This window comes from Streptomyces sp. NPDC104581, from assembly GCF_055583685.1.
Genome location: NZ_JBVJNN010000011.1, coordinates 35,089 through 61,103 on the forward strand (window position 1 = coordinate 35,089; position 26,015 = coordinate 61,103).

The 26,015-nt window shown below is 71.7% G+C and carries 11 protein-coding genes; 4 read left to right on the forward strand and 7 right to left on the reverse strand.

All coding sequences use genetic code 11. From position 1 onward, the window contains the following. A complete protein-coding gene (locus ACZ61E_RS11810) occupies positions 1-4,524 on the reverse strand; it encodes a beta-ketoacyl synthase N-terminal-like domain-containing protein (protein WP_469699429.1) in 4,524 nt (1,507 codons plus the stop codon). A gap of 128 nt (positions 4,525-4,652) precedes the next feature. Beyond that, on the reverse strand, positions 4,653-12,164 hold the full coding sequence (fabD, locus tag ACZ61E_RS11815) for an ACP S-malonyltransferase (protein WP_469699430.1): 7,512 nt from the start codon (positions 12,162-12,164) through the stop codon (positions 4,653-4,655). Positions 12,165-12,447: 283 nt separating this feature from the next. Here fabD and ACZ61E_RS11820 point away from each other — a divergent pair, with 283 nt between their 5' ends. After that, positions 12,448-14,199 carry a fatty acyl-AMP ligase gene (locus ACZ61E_RS11820; RefSeq protein ID WP_469699431.1) on the forward strand — a complete coding sequence of 584 codons (1,752 nt, stop codon included), beginning with the start codon at positions 12,448-12,450 and terminating at the stop codon, positions 14,197-14,199. 25 nt (positions 14,200-14,224) lie between these two features. On the opposite strand, the gene ACZ61E_RS11825 is transcribed toward ACZ61E_RS11820, so the two are convergent. Together ACZ61E_RS11825 and ACZ61E_RS11830 are read right to left on the reverse strand one after the other, a co-directional pair. Continuing rightward, positions 14,225-14,818, reverse strand: coding sequence for a TetR/AcrR family transcriptional regulator (locus tag ACZ61E_RS11825; protein ID WP_469699432.1), 594 nt, complete (start codon positions 14,816-14,818; stop codon positions 14,225-14,227). 20 nt (positions 14,819-14,838) lie between these two features. After that, on the reverse strand, positions 14,839-15,933 hold the full coding sequence (locus ACZ61E_RS11830; protein ID WP_469699433.1) for a hypothetical protein: 1,095 nt from the start codon (positions 15,931-15,933) through the stop codon (positions 14,839-14,841). A 262-nt stretch (positions 15,934-16,195) separates the two neighbouring features. Here ACZ61E_RS11830 and ACZ61E_RS11835 point away from each other — a divergent pair, with 262 nt between their 5' ends. Next, positions 16,196-16,459, forward strand: coding sequence for a hypothetical protein (locus ACZ61E_RS11835; RefSeq protein ID WP_469699434.1), 264 nt, complete (start codon positions 16,196-16,198; stop codon positions 16,457-16,459). Between the two features lie 58 nt (positions 16,460-16,517). Here ACZ61E_RS11835 and ACZ61E_RS11840 read toward each other — a convergent pair whose 3' ends face one another. After that, entirely contained in the window at positions 16,518-19,274 is a 2,757-nt protein-coding gene (locus tag ACZ61E_RS11840) for an AAA family ATPase (RefSeq protein WP_469699435.1), read from the reverse strand. 717 nt (positions 19,275-19,991) lie between these two features. Here ACZ61E_RS11840 and ACZ61E_RS11845 point away from each other — a divergent pair. Together ACZ61E_RS11845 and ACZ61E_RS11850 are read left to right on the forward strand one after the other, a co-directional pair. Further along, positions 19,992-21,101 (forward strand): threonine synthase, encoded by a 1,110-nt coding sequence (locus ACZ61E_RS11845; protein WP_469699436.1) that lies wholly within the window; start codon positions 19,992-19,994, stop codon positions 21,099-21,101. Beyond that, positions 21,098-21,736, forward strand: a complete 639-nt coding sequence (locus ACZ61E_RS11850; protein ID WP_469699437.1) for a helix-turn-helix transcriptional regulator — start codon at positions 21,098-21,100, stop codon at positions 21,734-21,736. The genes ACZ61E_RS11845 and ACZ61E_RS11850 overlap by 4 nt, the downstream gene beginning before the upstream one ends. Positions 21,737-21,887: 151 nt before the next feature. Here the strand turns inward: ACZ61E_RS11850 and ACZ61E_RS11855 are convergent, their stop codons facing one another. Continuing rightward, positions 21,888-23,570: a right-handed parallel beta-helix repeat-containing protein gene (locus ACZ61E_RS11855; protein ID WP_469699438.1), complete on the reverse strand. Its 1,683-nt coding sequence runs from the start codon at positions 23,568-23,570 to the stop codon at positions 21,888-21,890. Between the two features lie 243 nt (positions 23,571-23,813). Next, a complete protein-coding gene (locus ACZ61E_RS11860; RefSeq protein WP_469699439.1) occupies positions 23,814-26,000 on the reverse strand; it encodes a glycoside hydrolase family 3 N-terminal domain-containing protein in 2,187 nt (728 codons plus the stop codon). Positions 26,001-26,015 lie beyond the last annotated feature (15 nt).

A 26,015-nucleotide genomic window follows, 5' to 3' on the forward strand; every position in this document is an offset into this window, starting at 1 on the left:
TCAGCGCAGTGTCTCGGAGAAGGCTTCCAGCAACCGGGGGCCGCTCTGGTCGGCGTGCAGGAAGAAGTGGTCGCCCGGTACCACCCGCAGCTCGAAGGGGCCGCCGGTCAGGCCCTCCCAGGCTCTCATGTCGGCCTCCGGCACCACCGGGTCGCCGGCTCCGTGGAAGGCGGTCACCCCGGTCGTCAGCGGAGCCTCCGCCGGATCGTGCCGGTAGCTCTGCACGATCCGCAGGTCCCCGTAGCCGCAGCCGCTGGTCGACGCGTCGAGCTTGGCGGCCACCCGGTCGTCGAACTCCTCGCGCAGGGCCCGCTCGTACTCCCCCGGCCGCTCGCGCCGCAGCCGCAGCAGGTCCTGCTGCGCGGGCATGCCCGGGAACCCGAGGGACCGCATCACGGCGAGGATGCGGTCGTCGAGCGGATTGACGGCCCCGGTGGGCGCGCTGAACGCACCGACGAACAGGTGGCGCAGCAGTGGGCCGTGCTCGGCGCCGAGGCGGTGCGCCAGGCGGTACGCCAGGAGGCCGCCCATGCTGTGGCCGTAGAAGGCGAACGGCCGGTCCAGATACGGCTTGAGGACCTGCGCGATGCTCTCGACCGCCTCGTCCGCGTTGACGATGCCCAGTTCGCCCGCGCGCTCCTCACGGCCCGGAAGCTGCACGGGGCAGACCTCGACGCCGCCGTCGAGCTCCCGCGGCCAGTCGCGGTACAGGGAAGCGCCGCGACCGCCGTAGGGCAGGCAGAACAGCCTGAGCCGGGAGGTCTCCCGGACGGCGGTGCCGAGCCAGCGGGCGCTGTCCAGGTCGTAGTCGCGCGGTGCGGACCGGGTGGCGCCCGGCTCGTCGTCCGTCGCGATCTCCGAGGCGATGTGCCGGGCGAGTTCGTCCAGCGACGGTCCGTCGACGAGGAGTTCGACGGGCAGGTCGACGCCCGTACCGGTACGGATCCGCTTGCGCAGCTCCATGGCGGCGAGCGATTCGAGGCCCAGCTCGGCAAGGGGCCGGCCGGCCGGGATCTCGTCGGCGGGCTGCCGCAGCAGTCCCGAGGCCGTCTCGGTGAGGAAGCCCATCAGCACCCCGGGGCGGTCGGCGGGGGCGGCGGCCCGGTGGCGGGCGAGGAGCTCGCCGGAGTGGTCGCCGGTCCGCTCGCCGTCGGTCACGGCCAGCAGGCTGAGACTCTCCCGCGGGCTGATCACCTGGACCTCGGTGTCCCGGCCCGAGGCGACGATCCGGCCCCGGTCGTCGCAGAGCAGATGGTCGCCGACGAGCCGCTGCCCCACCGCCGACCTCAGCCGTACGTGGCACCAGAGCGGTCCGGTGACCGGCGCGCCGACGGCGTCGGCCTCGCCGAGGCGGGCGGTGATGAACAGGTCGTCGTCGGCGAGGGCGCCGCCGGCGGCCAGGGCGTAGAGCTGTACGCAGGCGTCGAGCACTCCCGGGTGGGCGGGCAGGGCGCGGCCGGGACGCCCGGCGGGCACGGCGGCCTCGCCCGCGGGCCGCAGCCTGGCGAGCACTTCGCCGTCGCCAGCCCAGGCCTCCTCGACCCATTCGACGGAGGGGCCGAGGGCCACGCCCCGGTCCCGCATCAGCTTGTAGAACTCCTCGCCGCCGATCCGCTCGGTGCAGCGGCCGAGTATGCGTTCCCGTTCGGTCCCGGTCAGGGGCGCCGACTCCTCCTCGGTGCGGTCGGCGGGGCCGGGCCGTACGCTGCCGCGCACGTGGCGGTCCCATTCGGTGCCCGCGGTGGGGCGGCTGTAGAAGGTGAAGTCCGCCCAGCCCTTGTCGTCGGCGGGCTCCACGACGAGCTGCACGGTGCGCTCCTGACGGCCGGACAGCCGCAGCGCCTGGTGGAAGTTGACGTCCCGCACGTAGAAGCCGTCGGCCGCGCCGTCGCCCGCGCCGTCGCCCGCGGTCGCTGCGGCGAGCATCTCCTGGTAGTAGCCGACGTGCAGGACGCCGGCCGTGTCGGCGAGTTCGGGCAGCGCGGCGCGGCTGACGACGGTGTCGAACTGGTGCTGGTCGAGGGGCGAGGGCACCGTACGCAGGGCGAGTTCACCGATCGGCCGCACGCTCGCGGGCGTGGGCGCCGGGGTGGGCGCGGCCGTGCCCAGAGGCCCGTACGAGCGCCGCTGGAAGGGGTAGGTGGGCAGGGTGAGCCGGGCCCGGTCGTGGCCGAGGTCGAGATCGGACCAGTCGACGTCGGCTCCAGCCAGATACCTGCCGGCGGCGCCGGTGAGCAGTTCCTCCCACACGTCGTCGCCGGGAACCGCCCAGTGGGCCAAAGCTGTTGAGGTGTTCTCGTGGTGCGTGGCCACGTCGGCCGTGTCGCCGAGGGAGACCAGCGTGCCGTACCCGTGGCCGGCGAGCGCCTCCGTCAGGGCGGGCGCCGTCGTCCCCTCGCTCGGGCGGGCCCAGAACCGGGGATCGGCCGCCCGCTCGGCGGTGACGGCGTCGGCGCCCGGCCCGTGCAGCAGGCGCAGCCGGGGACCGCGTGCCTCGGTGAGCGCCGGTACCGGGGAGTCCTGGTGCCGCGCGGCGAGCAGGCGCCCCGCCGTCCCGGCGTCGAAGACTCCCGCGAGGCAGGCGGCGGCGAGTTCACCGGGGCCGGAGCCGGCGACGGCGCCTGCCGACACCCGCCAGCCGTCGAGCGTGCGCACGAGCGCGATCTGGTACGCGAGGGCGACGGCGTCCCTGAACAGCGGTGCGCCGGAGGGACCCTGGGCGAGGGCGGCGGCGAGCGGACCGCCGACGGCGGGCCGCAGGAGCGCGTCGCACCGGTCGAAGTGGTCACGGAACGCGGGGTGCGAGGCGTACAGGCGCTCGGCCGACCGCCATGCGCGGTCCCCGGTGGCGTTGAGCAGGAAGGCGACGGGGCCGGTGGTGCGCTCGGGCGGGGCCGCCGGTTCGCCGGCGACGGCGCGCAGCCGTTCCGCGAGGTCGTCGGCCGGGCGTACGACGAGGGCGGTCCGGTACGGGAACGCGGGGCGGCGGGCGCCGACGGTGTGGCAGACGTCGGCCAGGGAGGCTTCGGGGTGCTCGGTGAGCCAGTGGGCGAGCCGCAGCGCCGATTCCCGCAGTCCGCGCGGGTCGCGGGCGGAGAGCGCCAGCAGGTGCGCGGGGCGCTCCTCGGTGCGGGTCTGCGGGGCGCGGGCGGCGGGGGCCTCCCGTACCACCAGGTGGGCATTGGTGCCGTTGAATCCGAAGGCGCTGACTCCCGCGACGCGCGGCCGGTCGGCGGAGGCGGGCCAGGGGCGGGCGGAGTCGCAGAAGTCCACCGGCAGCCGGTCCGCGCGCAGTTGCGGATTGAGCTGGTTCAGATGCAGATTGCCCGGCACCTGTGCGTGCCGGAGGGCCAGTACGGTCTTGATGAGACCGGCGACTCCGGCGGCGGCCTCCAGATGGCCCACGTTGGATTTCACGGCGCCGATGCGCAGGGGGGTGGCGGGGTCGCGGTCGGCGCAGAACACCTCGGCGGCGGCGCGGACCTCGATGGGGTCGCCGAGCGGGGTTCCCGTGCCGTGCGCCTCCAGGTAGTCGACCTCGTCGGGGCGGGTGCGGGCGGCGGTGAGGGCGGCGGTGATGAGTTCGCGCTGCGCGCGCCCGTTGGGAACGGTGAGTCCTGCGGTGTGTCCGTCGTGGTTGACGGCGGAGCCCGCGATCAGGGCGAGGACGGGGGCGCGCACCGCGGCGGCGTCGGAGGCCCGCATCAGGGCGACCATGCCGGCGCCCTCGGAGCGGACGTAGCCGTCGGCCTCGGCGTCGAACACCTTGCAGCGGCCGTCGGCGGCCAGGGCTTCCATCCGGCAGAGGGCGACGAAGACGTCGGGCGACATCATGGCGCTGGCACCGCCCGCGACGGCGGCGGTGCACTCGCCCCTGCGCAGGCTCTCGACCGCGAGATGGATCGCCACGAGGGAGGAGGAGCAGGCGGTGTCGACGGCGAGTGCGGGGCCCCGCAGCCCGAGGGCGTAGGCGATGCGTCCGGCGGTGATGCTCGGTGCGGCACCGGTCGCGGTGTAGGGCCCGGTGTCGTCGAGCGGGCGGTTCAGCAGGGAGCTCTCGGAGCCGGAGACACCGACGAAGACGCCGATCCGTTCGCCGTTGAGGGCGTTGGAGAGCAGGCCGCCGCTCTCCAGCGCCTCCCAGCTCGTCTCCAGGAGCAGGCGCTGCTGGGGGTCCATCTCGCGTGCCTCGGCGTCCGTGATGCCGAAGAACGGGCCGTCGAAGGCGTGTACGTCCCCGGTGAGGAAACCGCCCTTGCGGGTGTAGGCGGTACCGGGCTCGTCGCGGGCGTCGGAGTGGAACCGGTCGGCGGACCAGCGCTCGGGCGGTACGTCGGTGATGGCGTCCCTGCCGTCGCGCAGCAGCTCCCAGAACCGCTCGGGGGTGTCGGCGCCGCCGGGGAACCGGCACCCCATGCCGACCAGCGCGATCGGTTCCTCGGCGGCCGAGGTCAGTTCCCGCATCTGTTCGCGGAGGACCCGGATGGCGTTCAGCGAACGCCTCAGCAGCACATCGTCGGTCATCGCTCGTGTCCTCCTCGGTCGGAGCCGTACTCGTCGGTGCCGGCCGTGTCCGGGCGGCGGGTCCGGGACGTTTCCCGGGGGCGTCCGTTGGGGGTCGCCCGCCGGTACGGCCCGATCCAGCGGGGCTCTCAGAGCCCGAGTTCCTCCAGGGTGTCGAGCAGTTCGACGGCGGTGGTGCGCTGCCGCGCCACGTCGTCGCGGCTCACCTCGGGATGTTCGATCCGCAGGACCCGGTCGAGCTTCTCGCGGTCGGCGAGCACCACTCCGATCTCCGGTTCGGCGGTACGCAGGGCGACGTCGAATGCTTCGACACCCGCGTCCGTCGGCAGGTGTTCCAGTCCGAGCCGCCTGCGGACGAAGCCGCCGGTCTCGGCGTCCACGCGCATTCCGCCGTCCCGCCAGAAGGGCCACACGACGGTGATGCTGGCGCCGGAGCGCTCGCCGTTGGCGCGCTGCCGTTCGCGGCCCCGGCTGAAGGCGTTGAGGAACCGGCTGGCGAACGCGTAGTCCACCTGGCCGGGGTTGCCGGCGAGTGCGGCCAGGGAGGAGAACGTCATGAAGAAGTCGAGTTCGTCGAGGCGGGTCGCCTCGTCCAGGGCGCGTGCCCCGTCGACCTTCGCGGACAGGACGGTGCCGATCTCCTCGGCGCTCTTGTTCAGTATCAGCGCGTCGCGCAGGACTCCGGCGGAGTGGATGACGCCGTGCAGCCGGCCCCAGCGTCCTCGCGTCTCGTCCAGGACTCGGGTGACCTCGGCGGCGTCACTGACGTCCACGCTCTCGTAGACCACCTCGGATCCCAGTGAACGGATCCGGTCGAGCACCTCGCGGCGGGTGGCGTCGAGTGCGGAGCGGCCGAGGAGCAGGAGCCGTACCCGGGACCGCTGTGCCAGGTGCTCGGCGAAGATGAGGCCGAGGCCGCCACCGCCGCCGGTGATCACATAGGTGCCGCCGTCGCGTACGGCGACCTTGGGCGTCCCGGTGACGGGCGCCAGTTCACGCAGGCGGCGGGTCCAGCGCCCGGCCCGGTCGTGCCGTACCTCGGCCTCCACCGCGTCGTCGACGGCGAGTTCACCGACGCAGGCGCGCAGGATGTCCGCGGCCGGGTCACCGGTGACGCCGACGGTCAGCGCCTGGTAGACGAGGTTCGGGTTCTCGTGGCGGACGGAACGGGCGAATCCGCCGAACGCCTCCGCCATCGCGTCGGGGTGCTCCCCGTCGAACGTCTCGACGCGCAGCAGCCGCAGCGGGCGCGACACACGGCCGCGCATCAGCGCCTGGGTGAGCCGGAACGCCGAGGTGAGACCGGCCTCGGAGCCCGGCCAGGCGTGAATGACGGTCGTGGGGTTGGTGCCCAGGGCGGCGAGCAGCGCCGCGTAGTCCTCGTCGTGGTCCGGCCGGATCCGGTAGGAGTCCGCCGCGCCGTCGAAGGTGTCGCCGGTGCGTACGGTGACGATCCGCGCGTCGTCACCGGCGTGCTCCCGCGCCAGTTCGGAGAGCCGTCCGTCCGGGTCGAAGACCAGTACCGGACCCGTGAGGCGGGCGGCGTTCCCGGGCGGTGCGGCGGCCGGCTCCCAGTCCACCCGGTAGTGGACGGTGCGCTGGACGGGCACGGCCTCGGCGCGGGTGGGCGGGGCGCTCTCCGTGACGGGCTCGGGCGCGTCGAGGTCGAGCTGTTCCAGCAGGAAGCCGGTGAGGTCGTCCACGCAGGGGTAGTCGAAGGTGACGCTGGTGTACAGCTCGATGCCGAGGAGTTCCTCCAGGGTGTTGCCGAGGCGTACCGACATCACCGAGTCCATGCCCAGGTCGAAGAAGCCGCGGCGGCGGTCCGGCGGGGAGTCCGGGGGGAATTCGAGAAGGCGGCCGAGTTCGGTCTGGAGGTAGGTGGCCAGCGCCGGGTTCCGCTCCCCCTCGGGGAGGCTCGCGAGCCGCTCCAGCAGGGTCTGGTCCGTGTCGCCGGCCGTGACGGCGACGGGCGTGGTGACGGGCTCCGCCGTCACGGGCGCCTGGGCGGTCGGCCCGGCCTCCGCCATCCAGTACCGGCGGCGGGCGAAGGGGTAGGTGGGCAGGGAGACGCGGCGGGGCGACAGTCCCCGCAGGTAGGCGTCCCAGTCCGGGGTCGCGCCCGCGACCCACGCGGAGGCGGCCTCGCGGGGTGACGCGCCGTCGGCCAGGGACGGCGGGGTCGAACGGGGTTCGCAGTGACCGGTGCTGACGGAGCTGCCGCCGGTCGCCGCCGCGATCGCGTCCAGCCCGTTCAGGATCCCGGGGAGGTCGTCGGCGACGAACGCCGCGCGGTGCTCCATCGGTTCACGGCCGCTCTGGAGTGTGTGGGCGATGTCGGCCACCCGGACCGAACCGGCGGGCAGGGCCCGCAGATGGCCGGCCATGCGCGCGGCCAGATCGCGCAGCGTCTCGGGCTCGCGTGCGGACAGGGGGAAGACGAGGTCACGCGGGGGCGCCGGCGCGGTGGCGACGGCCGGTGCCTCCTCCAGCACCAGGTGGACGTTGACGCCGCCGGCGCCGAAGGAGCTGATACCCGCGCGGCGGGGGTGGACCAGCTCGCCCCCGGCCGGGCCCAAGGTGCGGGGACGCTCCCAGGGGGTCCGTTCCCGCTGGACCCTGAACGGTGTCCGCTCCAGCTCCAGGTTGCTGTTGGTCGTGGCCGAGTGGAGCAGCGAGGGCGCCAGTTCGCCGTGCCGCATCTGGAGCGCCACCTTGGTCACCTGGGCGATACCGGCGGCGGCTTCGGCGTGCCCGATGCCGGACTTGACGGACCCGATGGCGCAGAACTGGCGGGCGTCGGTGGTGGCGGCGAACGCGTCGGTGAGGCCGCGGATCTCGATGGGGTCGCCGAGGTTGGTGCCGGTGCCGTGGGCTTCGACGTAGCTGATGGTCTCCGCGGCGACTCCGGCGTCCGCCAGCGCGGCGGTGATCAGCTCGCTCTGGGCGACGGGGTTGGGCACGCTGTAGCCGAAGGTGTGGCCGTCGCTGTTGACCGCGGAGCCCTTGATGACGGCGTACACCTGGTCTCCGTCGGCCAGGGCGCGCTCCAGCGGTTTGAGCAGCACCGCGCCCACGGCCTCGGCGGGTACGTAGCCGGTGCCGCCGTCGCCGAACGCCCGGCAGCGGCCGTCCTCGGCCAGGAAGCCGGCCTCGGCGAGCATCATGTACTTGCTGGGGTGGAGCGAGAGGTTCACGCCGCCGGCCAGCGCCGTCTCGCACTCACCGCGTCTGATGCTCGCGACGGCCAGGTGAACGGCGTACAGCGACGACGAGCAGGCGGTGTCCACGGTCAGGCTGGGGCCGCCCAGGTTGAACAGGTAGGACACCCGGTTGGCGATGGAGAAGGTCTGCGAGCTGATGGGCTGCCACTGCCCGTGCTCCAGATCGTTCGCCGCGAACATCTGGTAGTTGTTGAAGGTCACTCCGGCGAAGACACCGACGGATCCCCGCGCGTCGCCCGCCGTCGGGTCGGCCAGGCTCTTCCTGGTGTAGCCGGCGTCCTCCAGCGTCTCCCACGCGGTCTCCAGGAACAGCCGCTCCTGCGGGTCGAGTGCCCGTGCCTCGCGCGGCGATATCTGGAAGAACTGCGGATCGAACGCGTCGACGTCGTCGAGGAATCCGCCCCAGCGGTACCACTTGTCGCCGTAGCGCTCGCGTGCGAGCTCGGCGTAGCGCCGGTAGCCGGGCCGGTCCAGGGGGATCTCGCCGACGCAGTCGCGTCCGTCGAGCAGGTTCTTCCAGTAGTCGGCCAGGGACGGGGCCATCGGGTAGCGCCCGCTCATGCCGATGATGGCGATGTCACCGCCGCCGGTGCCCGCCGGGGCGGGGACGGGGACACGGGCCGAGGGGGCGATCGCGACGGCGGGTACGGGAGCGGCGGGTACGGGAGCGGGGGGTACGGCCGGGGCGGGAGCGGGCGCCGTTGCCTGCTGCCTTCCGGCGGGTGGTGGTGCCAGACCCTCGGCGCGCGCCTTGGCCGCGACGTACCTGGTCAGGTCGGCGAGGTTCTTGTAGACGTAGAACGTGGTGCTGTCGATGGGGCCGTAGTGGGCCACCAGGCGGCGGCGGAGCTGCTCGATGACCAGCGAGTTGAGGCCGAGCTCGTCGAAGGCGACGGCCGGGTCGACCTCCTCCGGGCGCCACTTCAGGGTCTCGGCGAACACGGCGGCGAGATGGGCGCCGACCTGTTCGTCCGTGACCGGCCCGGCCGGGGCGAGGGGCGCGGCGGGCGCCGGAACGGGCGCGCCCACGGCGGAGACGGGGGCGGTTCCGGCCGGGGGGACGGAGTGCCGGGGCGCGAGGTCCTGCGGCCAGCAGCGGCGCCGTTCGAAGGGGTAGGTCGGCAGGGGTGTCCGGCGGACGGGACGGTCGCCGCGCAGCTCCCGCCAGTCGAGGTCCGCGCCGGCGGCCCACAGCCGGGCCAGTTTGTCCGTCGCCCCGCGGTCCAGGAGGGCCTGGAGATAGGCGGCCCCCTCCTCGTCGCTCAGCAGGACGCCGGAGAGCGCTCCGGCGCCGGCGGCGTTGCCCGCGTACCAGGCGGTGCCGGCGTCCTCGCCGCGCAGATAGCGGACCAGCCCGTCGTAGAGGTCGTCGGTGTCGGCGACCACGAGGGCCAGGCGCTCGTCCATGGCGTCCCGGCCGAGCTGGAGGGTGTCGGCGAGCGCGGAGAGGTCGAAGGCGGGTGCCCCGGCCTCGGGCGCGTGCTTGTCCAGCCAGCGCACCACCGCGTCGGCGTACTCGCGCAGGGCGCCGGGCGTACGGGCGGAGAGGGGCACCAGATACGGTCCGGCCGCCGGGTCCGCCGGACGGTCCGGGGCGGGTGGGGCGATGAACTCCTCCAGCACCACGTGTGCGTTGGTGCCGCCGAAGCCGAAGGAGCTGACGCCGCAGCGGCGTGGGACCGGCGCCCCTTCACCGTCCGTCGGACGCGGCCACGCCTCGGTGCGGTCGACGATCCGGAACGGGCTGTCTTCCATGCGGATGAAGGGGTTGAGTTCGCCGAAGTGCCGCAGCGCGGGCAGCCGTTCGTGGCGCAGCGCCAGCAGCATCTTGACGACGCCCGCGAGGCCCGCCGCCGCTTCGAGGTGGCCGATGGAGGTCTTGACCGAGCCGAGGCCGATGTGCGGTTCGGTCCGACCGGTGTGGCCCCAGTCCCGGTAGAGCGCGGCGAACGCCTTCTTGAGGCCCTCGATCTCGATGGGGTCGCCGAGGCTGGTGCCGGTGCCGTGGGTCTCGATGTAGGAGGCGGTGGCCGGGTCGAGCCCGGACCGGCGCCAGGCGGTGGCGACGAGGTCGGCCTGCGCGTCCGGGCTGGGCGCGGTAAGCGAGGCGCTGCGCCCGCCGTGGTTGACGGCGCTGCCGCGCACGACGGCGTGGACGTGGTCGCCGTCCGCGAGGGCCTTGTCGAGCGGCTTGAGTACGACGGCGACGACGCCCTCGCCGCGTACGTAGCCGTCCGCGGCACGGTCGAAGGTCTTGCAGCGCCCGTCCGGCGCGAGCATTCCCGCCTGCTGGAAGGAGTCGAAGGGGGTGGGGCTCATGAGGATGCTCGCGCCGCCGGCGACGGCGAGGTCGCACTCGCCCTCGCGCAGGCTCCGTACGGCCCGGTGCAGGGCGACCAGTGAGGAGGAGCAGGCGGTGTCGACGGACTCACTGGGTCCGCGCAGGTCGAGCTGGTGGGAGATCCGGTTGGGGAGGATCGAGTGCGCGAGACCGGTCGCGGTGTGGGACTGGGTGCCCGCCGCGCTGTGGGCGAGGACCTCCACGTAGTCCATGGAGCCGTGGCCCACGAAGAGACCGGTGCGGGTGCCCGCGAGTTCGGTGGGACGCCGTCCGGCGTCCTCGAACGCCTTCCACACGGTCTGGAGGAAGATCCGCTGGTGGGGGTCCATCAGTTCGGCCTCGCCGGGCGAGATCCCGAAGAAGCGGCAGTCGAAGGTGTCGAAGTCCTGGATGAGCGCGCCCCGTGCCCCGGGGGCGCGGTGCGGTCCGGCCCACTCCCGCCACCGGTCGGCCGGGGTGTCCGTCACCAGTTCGGTGCCGTCGACCAGGTGCTGCCAGAACTCGTCGAGGTTCGCGGAGCCGGGGAGTACGGCGCTCACACCGACGATCGCGACGGCGTCGGCACCGGATTCCGTGCCGGTGGCGGCGGGCGGCGCGCCGGCACCGTCATGGGACGCGGGTACGGCCCCGGACCGGGCGCGCCCGGCGTTCCCGGCGGGCGCCGCGGGTGTCCGGTCCGCGTCGGCGGCGGTGTCCCGGTAGCGGGCCACGACCGTGTCCCGGTGCTCGGCGAGCAGGTGCGCGGTGAACGCGCCGATGGTGAAGTACTCGAAGAACACCGACGGCGTCAGGTCGACGCCGAACTCCTCGCGGAGCTGGTCGGCGAACTCGATCAGCTTGATGGAGTCGAAGCCCAGGGCGCTGAGTTCGGTCTCCGCCCGCAGCGCTCCGGGGTCGGCCGCCAGCACGCGGGTGACGATGGTCCGCAGGTCGGCGAGGAGCAGTGCGGTGAGCTGTTCCTCGGTGTGGCCGGTGCTCCGGGCGCGGCCGCGGGCGGGACGGCGCAGCCGCAGGGCACGGGGCCGCTCCCCGGCGGGTTCGGCGGCAGCCGTCGCGCCGGTGGCGGGCGTGGGGGCCGTGGCGGGCGTGGGGGCGGTCCGCTCCGTGGTGTCGCCGTGCGCGGGGACGGGTGCGGAGTCCGCCCGGTCCCCGGTGGTGTCCGGCTCCTGTGCGCGGCGCTCGGCCGCGTCCCGCTGGGTGGCCTGCACGAGTCCGATGAGGGCGCGCCCCGGACCGATCTGGCGGATGTCCTCCACACCGAGGTCGATCAGGTGGCGCACGCTGTCGGTCCACCGGACGGGCCGGGTGAGCTGGCTGACCATCAGGTCGGCGACGTCGGGCCCGTGCGGGCGCGCGGTCACGTTGGAGAGCACGGGCACGGTGGGGGCGGCCAGTTCGACCCCGGCCAGGAACTGGGCGAACTCCTCCTGGACACCGGCCATATGAGGAGAGTGGAAGGCTCCGCCGACCCGCAGGACGGTGTAGAGCCCGGCCCCCGCCTCCTCGAACGCCGACCGGGCGGACTCGATCCGGTCCCGGGGTCCGGCGATCACGATCTGGGCGGGGTTGTTGTAGTTGGCGACGGACAGCGATTCCAGACCGGGGCCGGCGAGCACCTCGGCGACGCGGTCGGCGTCGAGGCCCACGACGGCGGCCATTCCGCCGTCGCGTACGCGCGACATCAGCTCTCCGCGCTTCTGGACGATCCGCAGTCCGGTGGGAAAGTCGAATACACCGGCGGCGAGCAGCGCGTTGTACTCACCGAGGCTGTGCCCGGCCAGGAAGTCAGGGCTCTCGCCGGAGGAATCCAGATGCTCGAAGTAACTCAGCGCACTGACGACATACAACGCCGGCTGGGTGTACTGGGTTTTCTCCAGATTTCCGTCCGGATTCTCCCGGCAGAGCGTCTCGATGGAATATCCGAGGATTTCGTCGGCCTGCACGACCAGCTCGGGAAACGCTTCGAAGAGCTGCGCACCCATGCCTCGACGCTGCGAACCCTGACCGGGAAAGACTAGAGCGAGCACAGTATGGGTACCCTTCGAGGTAGCTGGTCGACCAGCACACGGCGACACTATTGGCTATAGTTTCCGGCCGGCGCCTAGCGTCTTTCTTAAACACCCCTAAAGCTGACGCATTACGCTGTAGAACTCCTTGACTGCGTCACTCCCCTTGGGCAAGGTTGAGGCTTGCCGCATGTCACCCAGAGATAAGCGGCGCCCAGGTGCGGGCGAGTTGCGCGAGTTATAGAGCTCACGCGCCCCGCACAGAGAAGTAATTCTTTCCTTGTCTCCGGACGGCCGCGTCACCCTGCGGCGCGCGGAGTACGTCAGCGGGCCCAATCACAGGGATGAGTCAATGACATCTGTCGCAGCGATCGACGACGTGCACGAGGACCGGGCGGACTACCGGCCCGACGCGGTGGCGGAGCGCGTCGCCCTGACGTCCGCCCCCACCATCGGCGCCGCCCTGCTCGAACTCGCCGAGCGCAGCCCCGACCGGCCGATGTGCTACATCGAGGAGTCCGAGGACCTGACGGTGCGGCTGACCGCCGCCGAACTCGTCGAGCGCGCCGGCGCGGCGGCGACCACTCTCGCCGAGGCCGGCGTCCGGCCCGGTGACCGGGTGGGCATCTGCCTCGACACCAGCGCGGACGCGTACGCCGCCCTGCACGGCTGTTTCCTGCTGGGCGCCGTCCCCTTCGTGTCGGAGCCCCCGCTGTCCACGATGCGGCGCCAGCGCTGGTCGGACCGGTTGCGTCTGCTGATCAGCAGGGCCGAGCCGCGCGCCGTGATCTCCGCGCCGTCCTTCCGTGACGCGGTGGCGGGTCCGTGCCAGGAGGCGGGGGTCGAGATCATCGAGCCGCCCTTCGAAGGCGGTTACGTGCCGACGTCGGTACGGGCGGACGCGGACGACCTGGCCCTGATCCAGTTCACCTCGGGGACCACCGGCAACAGCCGTGGCGTGGCTCTGACGCACCGGGCGATCATGTCCAACGCCGCGTCGATCGGCGAACGGTGCTTCCGCTCGGGCGAACTGATCGTCACCTGGCTGCCGTTGCACCACGACATGGGGCTGATCGGCTGCCACCTCGCGCCGCTGCTCCACGGCCTGCCCGTCGCCTCCATGCCCCCGCTGTCGTTCGCGCTGCGGCCCGAGCGGTGGCTGCGGGCGCTCCACCGCTACCGGGGCACCTTCACCTCGGCGCCGAACTTCGCGTACCAGATGTGCGCCACGAAGATCCCCGACTCGAAGCTGGAGGGCCTGGACCTCAGCCCGTGGCGGGTCGCCGGCAACGGCGCGGAGGTCGTCAACGCGGCCACCCTGCGCCGGTTCGCGGAGCGGTTGAGCCCCTACGGCTACCGGGCGACGTCCATGATGCCGTGCTACGGCATGGCCGAGACGGTGCTGGCGGCGACCATGTGCATGCCGGGCGAGCCCATGATCACCACGACGGTGCGCCGGGACGTGCTGGCCGACACCGGCAAGGCGGTGGAGGCCGGTCCGGACGACGCCGACCGCCAGGAGCTGACCTCGTCCGGAACACCCATGCTGGGGACGGAGATCCGGGTCGTGGACGAGTCCCGTACGGATGTGCCCGACCGGGTGCAGGGCGACATCCTGCTGCGCAGCCCCTCCCTGATGGAGGGTTACTACCAGCAGAAGGACGAGACGGACAAGGTCCTGCGCGACGGCTGGCTGCACACCGGCGACCAGGGATTCCTCGACGACGGCCAGCTCTACGTCACCGGCCGGGTCAAGGACGTCGTGATCATCGGTGGCCGCAACTACCACCCGTACGTCTTCGAGACCGCCGCGAGCAACGCCGCGGGCACCCACCCGGGCGCGGTCGCCGCCGTGGGCTGCCCGGACCCCGCGCTGGGCACGGAGGCGCTGACCATCGTGGTCGAGTCCAAGCTCCACGCCGGCGACGAGGCCGACGCCCTGCGTGAGGCGGTCGTGCGGAGCGTCTCCGAGGAGACGGGGATGCGTCCCGACCGGGTGGAGATCGTGCCCCGCGGTTCCCTCCCGAAGACGCCGAGCGGCAAGTTGCAGCGTCTGAAGGTCGTGGAGTCGCTTCTGAACGACACGCTGGGCCGCAAGTCCTGACGCGGCCCGGCGCGCCGTCCCCCGGTCAGGCGGTCTCCGCCTCCGGAGTGATCCAGTCGCCGATCATCCGGTCGACATGGGGTCCGAACAGATCCACCACGGCGTCCAGTGACAGGCTCGCCAGTGGTTCGACGCGTACGACATAGCGCCCGGTCACCAGCCCGACCAGCAGCACCCCGAGAACCGTGGCCTGGAGGTGCGGGTCGGGGGCGCGCAGCCGAGTGGCCAGCGGGAGCAGGAACTCCCCGCTGGCCACTTCGCTGAACAGACGGGACGCCTCGGGGTGTTCCATCGCCGAGCGGAAGACGACCATGAGCGGTGACGGCTTGTCGGCCGCGGCCTCCCAGCGCACGAGGAAGGCCCGCAGCAGCTTCCGCCCGGGAGCGGCGTCGGTGCCGTCCCCCGGCTCCGGGAGGAACGCGTCGGCGCGCATCGCCTCCCGGATCACCACCGAGAAGATCTTCTCCTTGCTGCCGAAGTGGTGCATCACCAAGGCCGGGTCCACACCCGCCAGTTCGGCGATGGCACGGACCGTCGTGCCACGGAAGCCCCGCCGGCCGAAGAGTTCGACGGCCGCCTGGAGGATCAACTCCCGGCGCGTGGGCGGTACTTCCGGCACCCTGCCCCGGGAAGCGGTCGTCAACTCGCCCGCCCGGCACGCCGGTCCGGCAGATAGCCGGGGGGCAGTTCCGAGACCGGGACCACGAGCACGGCCGGCCGGAAGGGCCGGACGCGCTCCGCGACCAGGGCGATCAGCCAGGCGGCGGCCGCCCACACGGCGAGCGTCAGCAGCGGGGTCATCAGGTTGTTGCCGTCGAAGTAGAAGACGCGCCGCAGCGAGGTGATGGCACTGCCCATCGGCATGTACTGGGAGATGGTCGAGTAGAAGTCGGGAAGGAAGTGGTAGTCCACCGGGCCTCCGGAGGAGGAGACACCGAGCGGCAGCACCACGAGGGCGCCCACGGCCACACCGAGCACACCCAGCAGGCCCTGGCAGGCGGCGACGACACCGACGACCGCCAGCGAGAGGAGCACGGCGACACCGAACAGCTGCGGGAAGCTGCCGTCGAACGCCCCGATGACGGGCCCGGCGAGCAGCGCGCCGACGCCTCCGGCGATCACGGCGTAGCCGAGTCCGGCGAGGAAGCGTTTGCGGGCCGGGAGGCGCGCGGCCATCAGACTGAGGACCGCCTGGAAGAGGAGGGCTCCGATCACCAGCGCGATGCTCAGCAGCAGACCGCTGACGCCCCGTGAGTCGGATGAGGGGAGGGGTGCCACGTCCTCTATCTCTCCCGGGGCGCCCGCCTGACGGGTGAGCTCCTCGTAGGCGGCGGTCACGACGCGCACGGGCGCGTCACCGGCCGCTCCCGCGACCAGGAGTGTGGGGGGCTGCTGGGGAGCGGTGAACACCAGGGCGCCGTAGATCTCGTGGTCCATCAGCGCGTCCCGGGCGGCGCCCTCGGACCCGTAGGAGGTGACGTCGAACGCGTCCGGGCTGCCCGCCTGGAGCTGCTGGTCGATCTTGTCGCCGGTGCCGGCCGGGCCGACGACGCCGATGGGCACGTCGTGCGGTTTCGGGTCCTGGAGCGCCGGGATCATCAGCCCCGCGAAAGCGAGGACGAGGAACAGACCGATGACCATGGGACCGAGCAGCATCCGGCGGGTCGCGGCCGGACCGGGGGCCGCCGCGGGCGGCGGCGCGGTGGTGTCGGGGGTGGTTGTGGGGGACGGCACTGAGGACTCCTCGGGAAGAAGAAAACCCCTGTTAAGGGATGCATGTGCTCAACAGTTGTTGAGGAGTCTGCCAGTGCGTCACATCGGCGGCAAGCGGTGAACTACCCCTGAATCCGGTTGAGTTCGCGTATGCCCGCCGACCTGGGGCTATCGGCGGCAACCGGTGCGTCCTCTTAATTCCCGCTTTAGAGCCGCGGCCGAGCATGGCACCGGATCGAGTGCCTGAAGGAGAACCGGCGGGCCCGACGAAAGGGCTCCAGACATGGGCATGCTCCCCTTCCTCCGCTGGGCCGCCCAGCAGTTCGCGATCTTCGGGCTCAGTTTCTGCCCCGGCGCGTGGGGCGGCATGGCCGTGCCGACCGCGGACGAGGAGCCGGACCGGGCCCCGACCGGGACCGGAGCGGAGGAGAGCCCGGCTCCCCAGGTGTGCCACGGGCCACCCCCGGGGCATCCGGACACGCTGGAGGCCCGGCCCGCGACCCCGGGCGAACGGGAACTCTGGGCCGGGCTCGGTTACGACGTCTGACCGGGCCGGCTGACGCCCACCGGAGCCCCCGGCCTGCCACCGGCCCGTCAGCCGTGTGTCAGCCGCAGGTCAGACGGTCGGCGAGACAGTCGCGCAGATCCGCGCGGCCGGAGACCTGCAATTTCCGGTAGACGCGGGTGAGGTGCTGCTCGACCGTACTGACCGTGATGAACAGCTTCACGGAGATCTCCCGGTTCGTCTCCCCCGCCGCGGCGAGCTTGGCGACCCGGAGTTCGGCCTCGCTGAGCTGCACCGCGTCCTGGCTGTCCGCGGGTGGCTCATCCGATTCCACCGGAGCGGTCCGCGCGCTCTCGGGCAGCAGTGTCCGGCCCACTCGTTCGGCTCCGCAGAGTACGGCGACCCGCCAGGCCCGCCGGCTCATGACGTGCGCGGCCGCCGTGTCCCCGGCGCCCAGCTGCGCCCGGCTCAGATCGGTGAGGGCGAGGAAGTGCTGGTAACGGTCGCTGCCGTCGGACAGCAGATCGACCGCCTCCTGGAGCATCGCCACTCTGCGGTGGCGTCCGACCAGCGGGGCGTACACCCGCAGCGCCATACCGCGCAGCCGCGGCGACTGCGCCCTCGGATGGTTCAGTTGCTTGCTCATGAGACGCCGGGCCTCGCGCCGGTCGCCCTGCGCCAGGGCCGCCTCGGCCGCGCCCATGCGCCAGGAGACGAGCGAGGGTATGTCCAGGTCCCAGCTCTTCATCAACTCGCCGCACTCCAGGAAGTCCTGTCGCGCGGAGGCGTACTGACCGGCCGCCAGGTAGTAACGTCCGCGCCCCTCAAGGTAGTTGAGGCCGAAGACAGTGAGGAACATACCGCGGGGCACGACCCAGGACAGGTACTCCTGGGCCTTCTCCAGGCTCCCCCGGGCGGCGTGGGCCGAGATCAGCGTTCCCAGCGGCAGGCCCAGCGCCACCCCCCAGGCCCGCGGGGCCATGTACCTGAGCGCGGTCGACGCGTTCCGCTCGGCGGCCTGGAGGTCGCCCCGTCTGCGCACCGTCTCCGCCCAGATCGAGTAGTGGATCGCCCGGGAGCCCATGGAGTCGAACGCCTCCATGTCCCGCATCGTCCGCTCGATCCAGCTCTCCGCCAGCGCCAGTTCGTCCGCGTAGAGGAGGGCCTGGAGCGCCGAGGTCGTCGAGTCGCTGTCCGCCGGCTCGGCCGAGAGGATCTCCTCCGCGATGATCGTGGCCTCGGCGTGGTTCTGGTCCGACAACGCCTTTCGCAGGGCGGTGACCGGACGGGGAAGCTCGAATCCGGCCGATTCGGCGAGCGCCGGAAGAAGTGTGCGATTGGCTTCCCGTACGCGCTTGTGCAGTCTCGGATGGCCCATGCGCGACCACTCCAGGAAGGCGTACAACTGCTGCTGGACTTCGCTGCCCTCACCGCGGCTGGCTATGTCGAGCACTATTTCGGCGGCCTCGTCGACATGACCGTGCCAGAGGAACAGTTTGAGCACGGCCACGACCCGCAGATCCGGAATGTGCCCGGTCTGCTGCAACTGGAAGCACTCCGGCAGGTACTTGATCAGCCGGGCCGGATTGAGCTTCCACTGCACCTGGAGCAGGTCCGTGATGAGCAGGCCCTTGTCCGCTTCGCTCATCTGCCCCTGGAGAGCCAGGTCCAGACATTTGGAGGCGAAGGACCAGTCGTTCTGGCTGACGGCCTCCACCGCGGATTCACGCAGCACGTCGACCGTCCAGGGCTCACTCACGGACCTGGAGGCAACAAGTTGTCTGGCAACAACTTGCCGGCTGTGTCCTTCCGCTTCCAGCACTCGCGCCGCTTCGTACCTCAGCACTTGCAGCTCGGTGAATTCCGGGTCGGAAAGCAGCGCTTCGGCGACTCCCGGATGACGGAACTGAACCCGGTGTAGCAATCCCGCCTCTTCGAGCGCCATGACGCGCCCGGCGACGTGGTCGACATCGGTCTTCAGGACGAGCGCCAGCAGCTCCACGGACGCGGCGACACCGAGAAGCGCGATGCCACGGGCGACCGCCATGGTCTCGGCACCGCCGCGGTGCAGTGAGGTGAACACCGCCAACGCCGAGACCTGGCCCGCCTCCAGCTCCCGGTCGGCCCCGGCCGCCACCGGCTCCCCGTCCACCCTGCGCAGGATCGAGGTCGAGCCCTGCTCCTCGATGAGCGCGCGCAGTACGAGCGGGTTTCCGCCGCTGTAGCGGTAGTAGTCGTCCACCGTCCGCTCGGCCACCTCCGGACCGAAGGCCCGGGTCACGACCTCGGCGACGCCCGCGGGCGACAGCGGGGACAGGCGTTTGCGCCAGCAGTGCGGCGCCCGCAGGAGCTCCGCGTGAATGAGCGGAATGAGGAGCTGGGACCCCTCGGCCACCACCAGCACGAGCATGATGCGGGACGTGCGCGACAGCCGGATGAGATGGAGGATCGCGTCGAGCGACTCCGGATCGCTGTGCTGAAGATCGTCCAGCACGATGAGCAGCGGGATGGTCTTCGAACAGCGGGCTATCTCGTGGGCGACACGAGACGGAGTGCGGTCCACTCCACGGCGGGTGAGCGGGAGTTCGTCGTCCGCCCAGTAATTCGTCGACTGAAGACTTTCCGTCAGCTGCTCCAGCAGATCCGCATTCCGGTTCTTACCGGAGGCGGACGCCTGCGCGCGAAGCACGAGCAGCTGACTTTCCTTCTCCGCGCCGCGGGCGAGTGAGTGCGCTAATTCCGTCTTCCCCACTGCCACGGGCCCGGTGATCAATACGACGCTTCCGTCACCCGCTCGGGCATCCTGTAGCAATTCCTGAAGTTCGGAAAGCACACGTGCTCGTTCGGCGAGTATCACGCCTATCCCCCTGTTCCCCCGAACACTTCTGAACCTGCAACATCAGGACCCGCTGGGCCAACTCTGGTCAGAAGCTGCCGGAAGAGCGAATCCAGTCGCAGGAAACATGCTCCACCAGCCACAATCACTTAGTCAAATGAACCGGCGTCAAGGTTCGCAGCCGGTTTCAATTGCCTCGCTGTCGGCAATCTGGGGTCAAAACGATAAAATGATTACCGAATAGGGCAGCATGTCACAGTTTCCGCCTCCCTCACCACCGGCCGGTGCCTACCATAACCACTGGACTCGCTCTCATCCAAGGCCTCATTGCGGAGCACGGGCCTCCCGTTCCGCACACCCCCTCGGGCACAACACCGCGACGACATCGGCACTTCCACCCATTCCGGCCCCTTCCCGATGCAATTGACAAGCATCACGCTTTCCCACCACGCCGTGACACACACGGCGGATCACACCCGGAACAAATGACTCCGGATCCCTGCCTTTCGGACAGAGCAGCAGTTCACGGCGGTGCGACCGCCCCGAGGTCCGCCGCGGGACCCACACAGCCGGTCCCGGCCACCTCATCGGGCGCCACCCCCTTCGAGTCCATTGTCGGCGCCGCGCGGCGGCTTCCGATTACGGGTAGATGAACGTCGCAGACAGGCGGCGCCGGCCGCCTCTCCCCATGGACGTTCCGTCCAGAGCTAGACTTAACGTCTACCCCTGGGAGTGACCATGGATGTCTGTCTCGACCCGCGCTCCGGCCGTACCTACCCGCTCGACGCCCGGCGTTGGCAGGGCGACGACGGAGCGCCCCTCACCGTCGGACCACGGCCGGGCATCGGGCCCGAGAGCGTGGACACCTCCACGCGCTCGCTGTGGCGCTACCGCGCCGCACTGCCCGGCGCCCTCACCCGGCCGGTGTCGCTCGGTGAGGGCTGCACCCCGCTCATCGAGGGGCGTTGGGGGGACCTGGACGTGCGCTTCAAGCTCGAATGGTTCAACCCCAGCGGGAGCTTCAAGGACCGCGGAACCAGCGTGATGGTGTCGCTGCTCGCCCGCGCCGGGGTGGAGTCCGTGATCGAGGACAGCTCGGGCAACGGCGGCTCGTCCGTCGCTGCCTACTGCGCCGCCGCCGGTATCCGTGCCCGGATCCTGGCCCCGGAGGGGACGTCCCCGGCGAAGGTCCTGCAAGCGCGGGCGTACGGCGCCGAAGTGACGCTGGTGCCGGGCGACCGCACCGCGACCTCCGAGCGGGCGATGCGCGAGGCGCGGACCACCGCCTACGCCAGCCACAACTGGCACCCCTTCTTCCTCCAGGGCACCAAGACCCTCGCCTACGAACTCTGGGAGGACCTGGGCTTCACGGCACCCGACGTCGTCGTCACGGTGGCCGGGGCGGGCAGCATCGTCCTCGGCTGTGACCTCGGGTTCGGCGAACTGCTCGCCGCCGGCCACATCGACAGGCTCCCGCGCCTGCTGGTCGCCCAGCCCGAACGGTGCGCCCCCATCCACGCGGCCTTCCAGGGCGGCGTGGTGGGTGACTTCGGGCCGACCGTCGCCGAGGGCACGGCGATCAGATCGCCGATCCGGCTGCCCGAGGTCGTCGACGCCATCCGGCGCTCGGGCGGGGACACCGTCGCGATCCCGGAGGACGGCATCGTCGCGGCGACCCGCCGTCTGGCGGGGATCGGACTGTACGCCGAACCGACCGCCGCGTCGGCCGCCGCCGCCATCGACACGTTCGCCGCCCAAGGAGCGATCCGCCCCGGCGAGACGGCGGTCGTCGTGCTGACCGGGTCGGGCCTCAAGGCCGCCGCGGCGATGGAGAGGATCGTCACATGACCGAGGACGAACTGCTGCTCCGCGAGGCCGAGACGATCGTGACGGCGATCGGCCGCATGTTCCCCGGCCTGTGCGAGGTCGTCCTGCACGACCTGCGCGATCCCGAGCACTCGATCCGCGCGATCGAGAACAACGAGTCCGGCCGCTCCATCGGTGATCCGGCCACCGAGCTCGGCGTCGCCCGCATCCGGGACCCCGGCTATCCCAATGTGATCCAGAACTACGCCAACACGTTTCCCGACGGCCGCCCGGCGAAGAGCACGTCCATCGGCATCAGGAACAGCGCGGGCGACTACGTCGCCGCGATCTGTCTGAACCTCGACGTCTCGCTGCTCTCCACCGCCGCCCGGGGCCTGCGCGACCTGATCCGCACCGAGGACCGGGAGCAGTCCGTCACGGAGACGCTGCGGGCCCGTACCACCGTCGAACTCCGTTCGCTGGCCGAAGAGTTCGCCGCCGAGCGGGGCCGGGCGCCGCACGCCCTGGACCCCGCGGAGAAGCGGAGAATGGTCCGCTTCCTGCGGGACGAGGGCTTTCTCGACGTGAAGAACGCCGTTCGCGCGCTCACCGACGTCCTGGGGGTCTCCCGCGCCACCGTCTACAACTATCTGAAGTCCGCGCCGCCGTCCCGGTGAACTCCTGGACAGCGGCGGGGAATCCGCTGTGCGTGGTCTCGCGCACCGAGCCGTCGCGGTACCCGGGGCGGCCGGAACCGGCCCGCCTCGGCCCGCGGCGCGATGGGCGTCGCGGGCCGAGACCGACGGCGGACCGGGTGCGGTCAGGGGGCTATCCTGCGTCGGCGCCGATGTTCGGGGTGCCCGGGACGGCCGTCCCGTAGTAGTCCACTCCGCCGTTGCCGGACACGGGCGTGCCCGTCCGGTACGCGGGTGAACCGGACTTGAGGGTGTAGGCCTGCGGGCACGGCTGCGGCCCGGTGCCCGAGGTCGGCGACCACGAGCAGACGCCACCCGCGCCCGGCGAGGTGAACAGGGGGTCGCCCCACACCGAACCGGACTCCAGCCCCGCCGCCTTCCACGCGGCGAAGTCGGCGTGGGTCGTGCCGCCCCAGCGCCAACCGCCGGTGTTGGTCCCGTAGTACAGGTTGTTCGACAGCGTCATACCGGTCTGCCCGTTGGGGTTGTAGTAGAGCTGGCCGGTCTTGCCGTACTTGTCCTTGTTGGCCATGTAGCAGATGTTGTCCTTGATCTGCGAACCGGCGGCCCAGGTCCCGGACGCGTAGCCGAACATGAAGCAGGCGCTGGCGCCCGCCTTCTTGTTCGCGCTCTGGTCGTTGTCGCTGAAGAAGGTGTTGCCGTAGATCGACAGCGCGTTCTTCGGCGCGTTGGGCACCACGTCCAACAGACCGCCCTGGGCGTTGGCCCAGTCGTCGTTCTCCGAGACGTTGTAACGGTAGGTGTTCGGTCCCCACACCCGCGAGCCGACGGTCGAGGTGTAGGCGAGCAGACCGCTGCCGGCGTTGTCGTGCGTGTAGTTGTACTCCACCACCGAGTTGGTGGTGCCGCCGTCGAGGTCGATCCCGTCCCAGTCGCACCCGGCCGTGAAGGCCGGGACCGGCTGCACCTTGTACACCTCGTTGTGACGGATCTTCACGTTGTTGGAGGTGTACGTCATGATGCCGCTGGCGCCTCCGCAGGAGGTCACGTTGGCACCGATGTCGTGGACCAGGTTGCGCTGGATGACCGCGCCGTCCCAGCCGTTCGCGGTCAGCGCGGCCCCCGTGCTCTGCGCCGCCATGCCGAGGTTGTAGACGGTGTTGCCCTCGACCCTGACGTCGGTGATGTTGACCCCGGAGCCCCAGCCGTAGATTCCCGGTCCGGCGTTCGAGGTCACACTGGCGCCGTGCAGCTTGTTGTTGAGGATCTGTACGTCGTCCAGCGGCCCGCTGTTCCCGTTCACCGCGTACCCGAGGACCATGATCTGGCCGCCGAAGGTACTGCCGCTGCCGCTCGGTGTGGCGAAGCCGGAGATGTCGGAGCCGGTGACCTTCAGGCTCTTGGTGGCCGTCGACGACTTCTGGTTGTGCAGCAGCACACCGGCGGCGGTCGTGCCCCCGTTGACCAGCTTGAGGTTCTGCAACTGGAAGCCGCTGACGTTGTCGGCGGCGACGGCCGCCGAGTAGTCCCCGGTGCAGTTGGACTTGATGGTGGCCTGTCCGGTGCCGTAGGAGGTGACCTTGAAGGGGGCTGTCGCCGACGCCCCGGGCACCTTGTCCCCGTTGAGGTTCAGACAGCCGGTGAACGTCTGCCCGCCCTGGAACGAGACGGTCGCACCGCCCTGCGGGAATGTGAAACCGTTGACCTTCGCGGTCGATTTCCACGGCTGGTCGGGCGAGAGACCGCTGTTGCTGTCACTGCCGCTGGGTGACACGTAGTACGTGGCGGCGGCGGCGTGCGCGGTGCCCGTGGCGGCACCGGCGAGCAGCAGACCCAGCATTGCCTGGGCCACCACTGCCGCACATGTCCTTGATTTCATGCTTCTCCCCACTGCGGGCCCGCGACGACGCGCGGATCCCGCAGTTGACGACTCGTGCTGAGGCATGGTCGGTGGAGCGGTTGAGCAGATCCCCTGGGCGTATCACTCCCCTTCGGCGGACGGATTCGTTCGTCCCGGCCGGGACGGCGCTCGCGGAGCCGGCCCGTTCCGACGACAGGTCGGCGGTCGATCGGCTCGGTCGGTCGGTCGGTCGGTCGGTCAGGTGATCAGGAGCGTCCGGCGGGCGCGAGTCCGCGCCCCGGCGCCGGTGTGGAGGTGGATCTCGCCCGGCTCCACGGTGCAGGTCCCGGCCGGGTCGTTCGTCCAGTAGCCGAAGTCCTCGGCCCCCAGGGCGAAGCGGACCTCCCGCTCCTCCCCCGCCGCCAGCCGGACCCGCTGGAAGCCGCGCAGCCGGCGGACCGGCTGCGCTATCGTCGCCGCGGGATCCTGCACGTAGAGCTGGACGACCTCGTCGCCCTCGCGGTCGCCGGTGTTGCGGACCGCGACGGTGACCTCGACGGTCGCGCCCTCCCGCAGCTCGGCGGCCCCGATCCGTTCCCGGCTCGGCAGCGGGTCGCCCGTGGCGAAGGTGGTGTAGCTCAGGCCGTGGCCGAAGGCGAACTCCGGCCCGTCGGCGATGTCGAGATACTTCGACACGTACTTCACGCCGGGGGCCGCCGGGTCGTAGGGACGGCCGGTCCGCTCGTGGTTGTAGTAGAGCGGGAGCTGGCCGACGGCCCGCGGGAAGGTCACCGGCAGCCTGCCGCCCGGATTGACCGCCCCGGTCAGTACGTCCGCGACGGCGGTACCGGCCTCGATCCCCGGGTGCCAGGCCATCAGGATCGCCGCCGCGCGCCGCGCCCAGGCACCGATCGTGAGCGGGCGTCCGCCGACCAGCACGACGACGCAGGGCGTGACGGTCGCGGTGACCGCCTCGATCAACCGCTCCTGTGCGCCGGGCAGGCCGAGTTCGCCGCGTACCGCCGCCTCGCCGCTGAGCGCGGGCGGTTCGCCCACCACGAGTACGACGGCGTCGGCGGCCTCAGCCGCGGCCACGGCCTCCGGGACGCCGGTGGTGTCGGCCCCCTCCGCGGGCACTCCGGCGGCATGGGTGACGGCGGTGTCCGGCAGTGCCTCGCGCAGGGCGCGCAGGACCGGGACCGAGGCGGGCGCGCCCGGCAGGGTCCAAGTGCCCAGCAGATCACCGGAGTCGGCGAACGGGCCGACGACCGCGAGCGAACGCAGCGCCGGCACGTCGAGGGGCAGCGCGCCGTCGTCGTTCTTCAGCAGGACCATGCAGCGCCCGGCGGCCTCGCGCGCCGCCGCACGCGTCTCGGCGCTCGGGCCGGTGAGAGCCGCGGATTCGTCGGCGTACGGGCGCTCGAAGAGACCGAGTCGCAGCTTGAGGCGGAGCACCCTGGCGACGGCGTCGTCCAGCCGCTCCGCGCTCAACGTCCCGGCGGCGAGCAGCGCGCGGCCGTGGTCGACGAAGGTGGTGGAGACCATTTCCATGTCCACCCCGGCGGTCAGTGCGCGCCCCGCCGCCTCGGCCTCGTCGGCGGCGGCGCCGTGCGCGATCAGTTCCTGGACGCCGGTCCAGTCGCTGACGACGACTCCGTCGAAGCCCCACTCCTCCTTGAGGATGCCGGTCAGGGTGTGCGGGTTGGCGTGCGCCGGGACGCCGCTGACGGTGTTGAAGCCCGCCATGACGGTGGCGGCGCCGGCCTCGACGGCGGCCCGGAACGGCGGCAGATAGAGATTGCGCAGCCGCTGCTCGGACACGTCGACGGTGTTGTAGTCGCGCCCGCCCTCCGCGCCGCCGTAGGCGACGAAGTGCTTGGCGCAGGCGGCGATCCGGTCGGGGGCGATCCGGTCGGTCCCGGCCGGGTCGGCCCCCTGGTAGCCGCGGACCTTGGCGACCGCGTAACAGGTGGTCAGATACGGGTCCTCACCGGTGCTCTCGGCGATCCGGCCCCACCGCGGCTCGCGGGTGACGTCCACCATCGGGGAGAACGTCCAGTGGATGCCGTTGGAACGGGCCTCGCGCGCGGAGACCTCGGCGTCCCGCTCCGTCACCGCCGGGTCGAACGCGGCGGCCTGGGCGAGCGGGATCGGGAAGGTGGTGTGGAAGCCGTGGATCACGTCCAGGCCGAAGACCAGGGGGATGCCCAGCCGGGATTCCTCGACGGCGATGCGCTGGAGCGCGTTGCTCGACGCCGCGCCGACGGCGTTGAGCACGGAGCCGAGCAGTCCCTCGCGGGCGGCGGTCTCGGCCGACTCGGTGGAGCCGCCGCCCGGCCCGGTGTCCCAGGCCCAGGCGAGCTGCTGGAGCTGGCCGAGTTTCTCGTCGACGGTCATCCGGTCCAGGAGTTCCTTGACACGGGACTCGTGGGCGTGGCCGCTCATGGCGGGTTCCTCTCC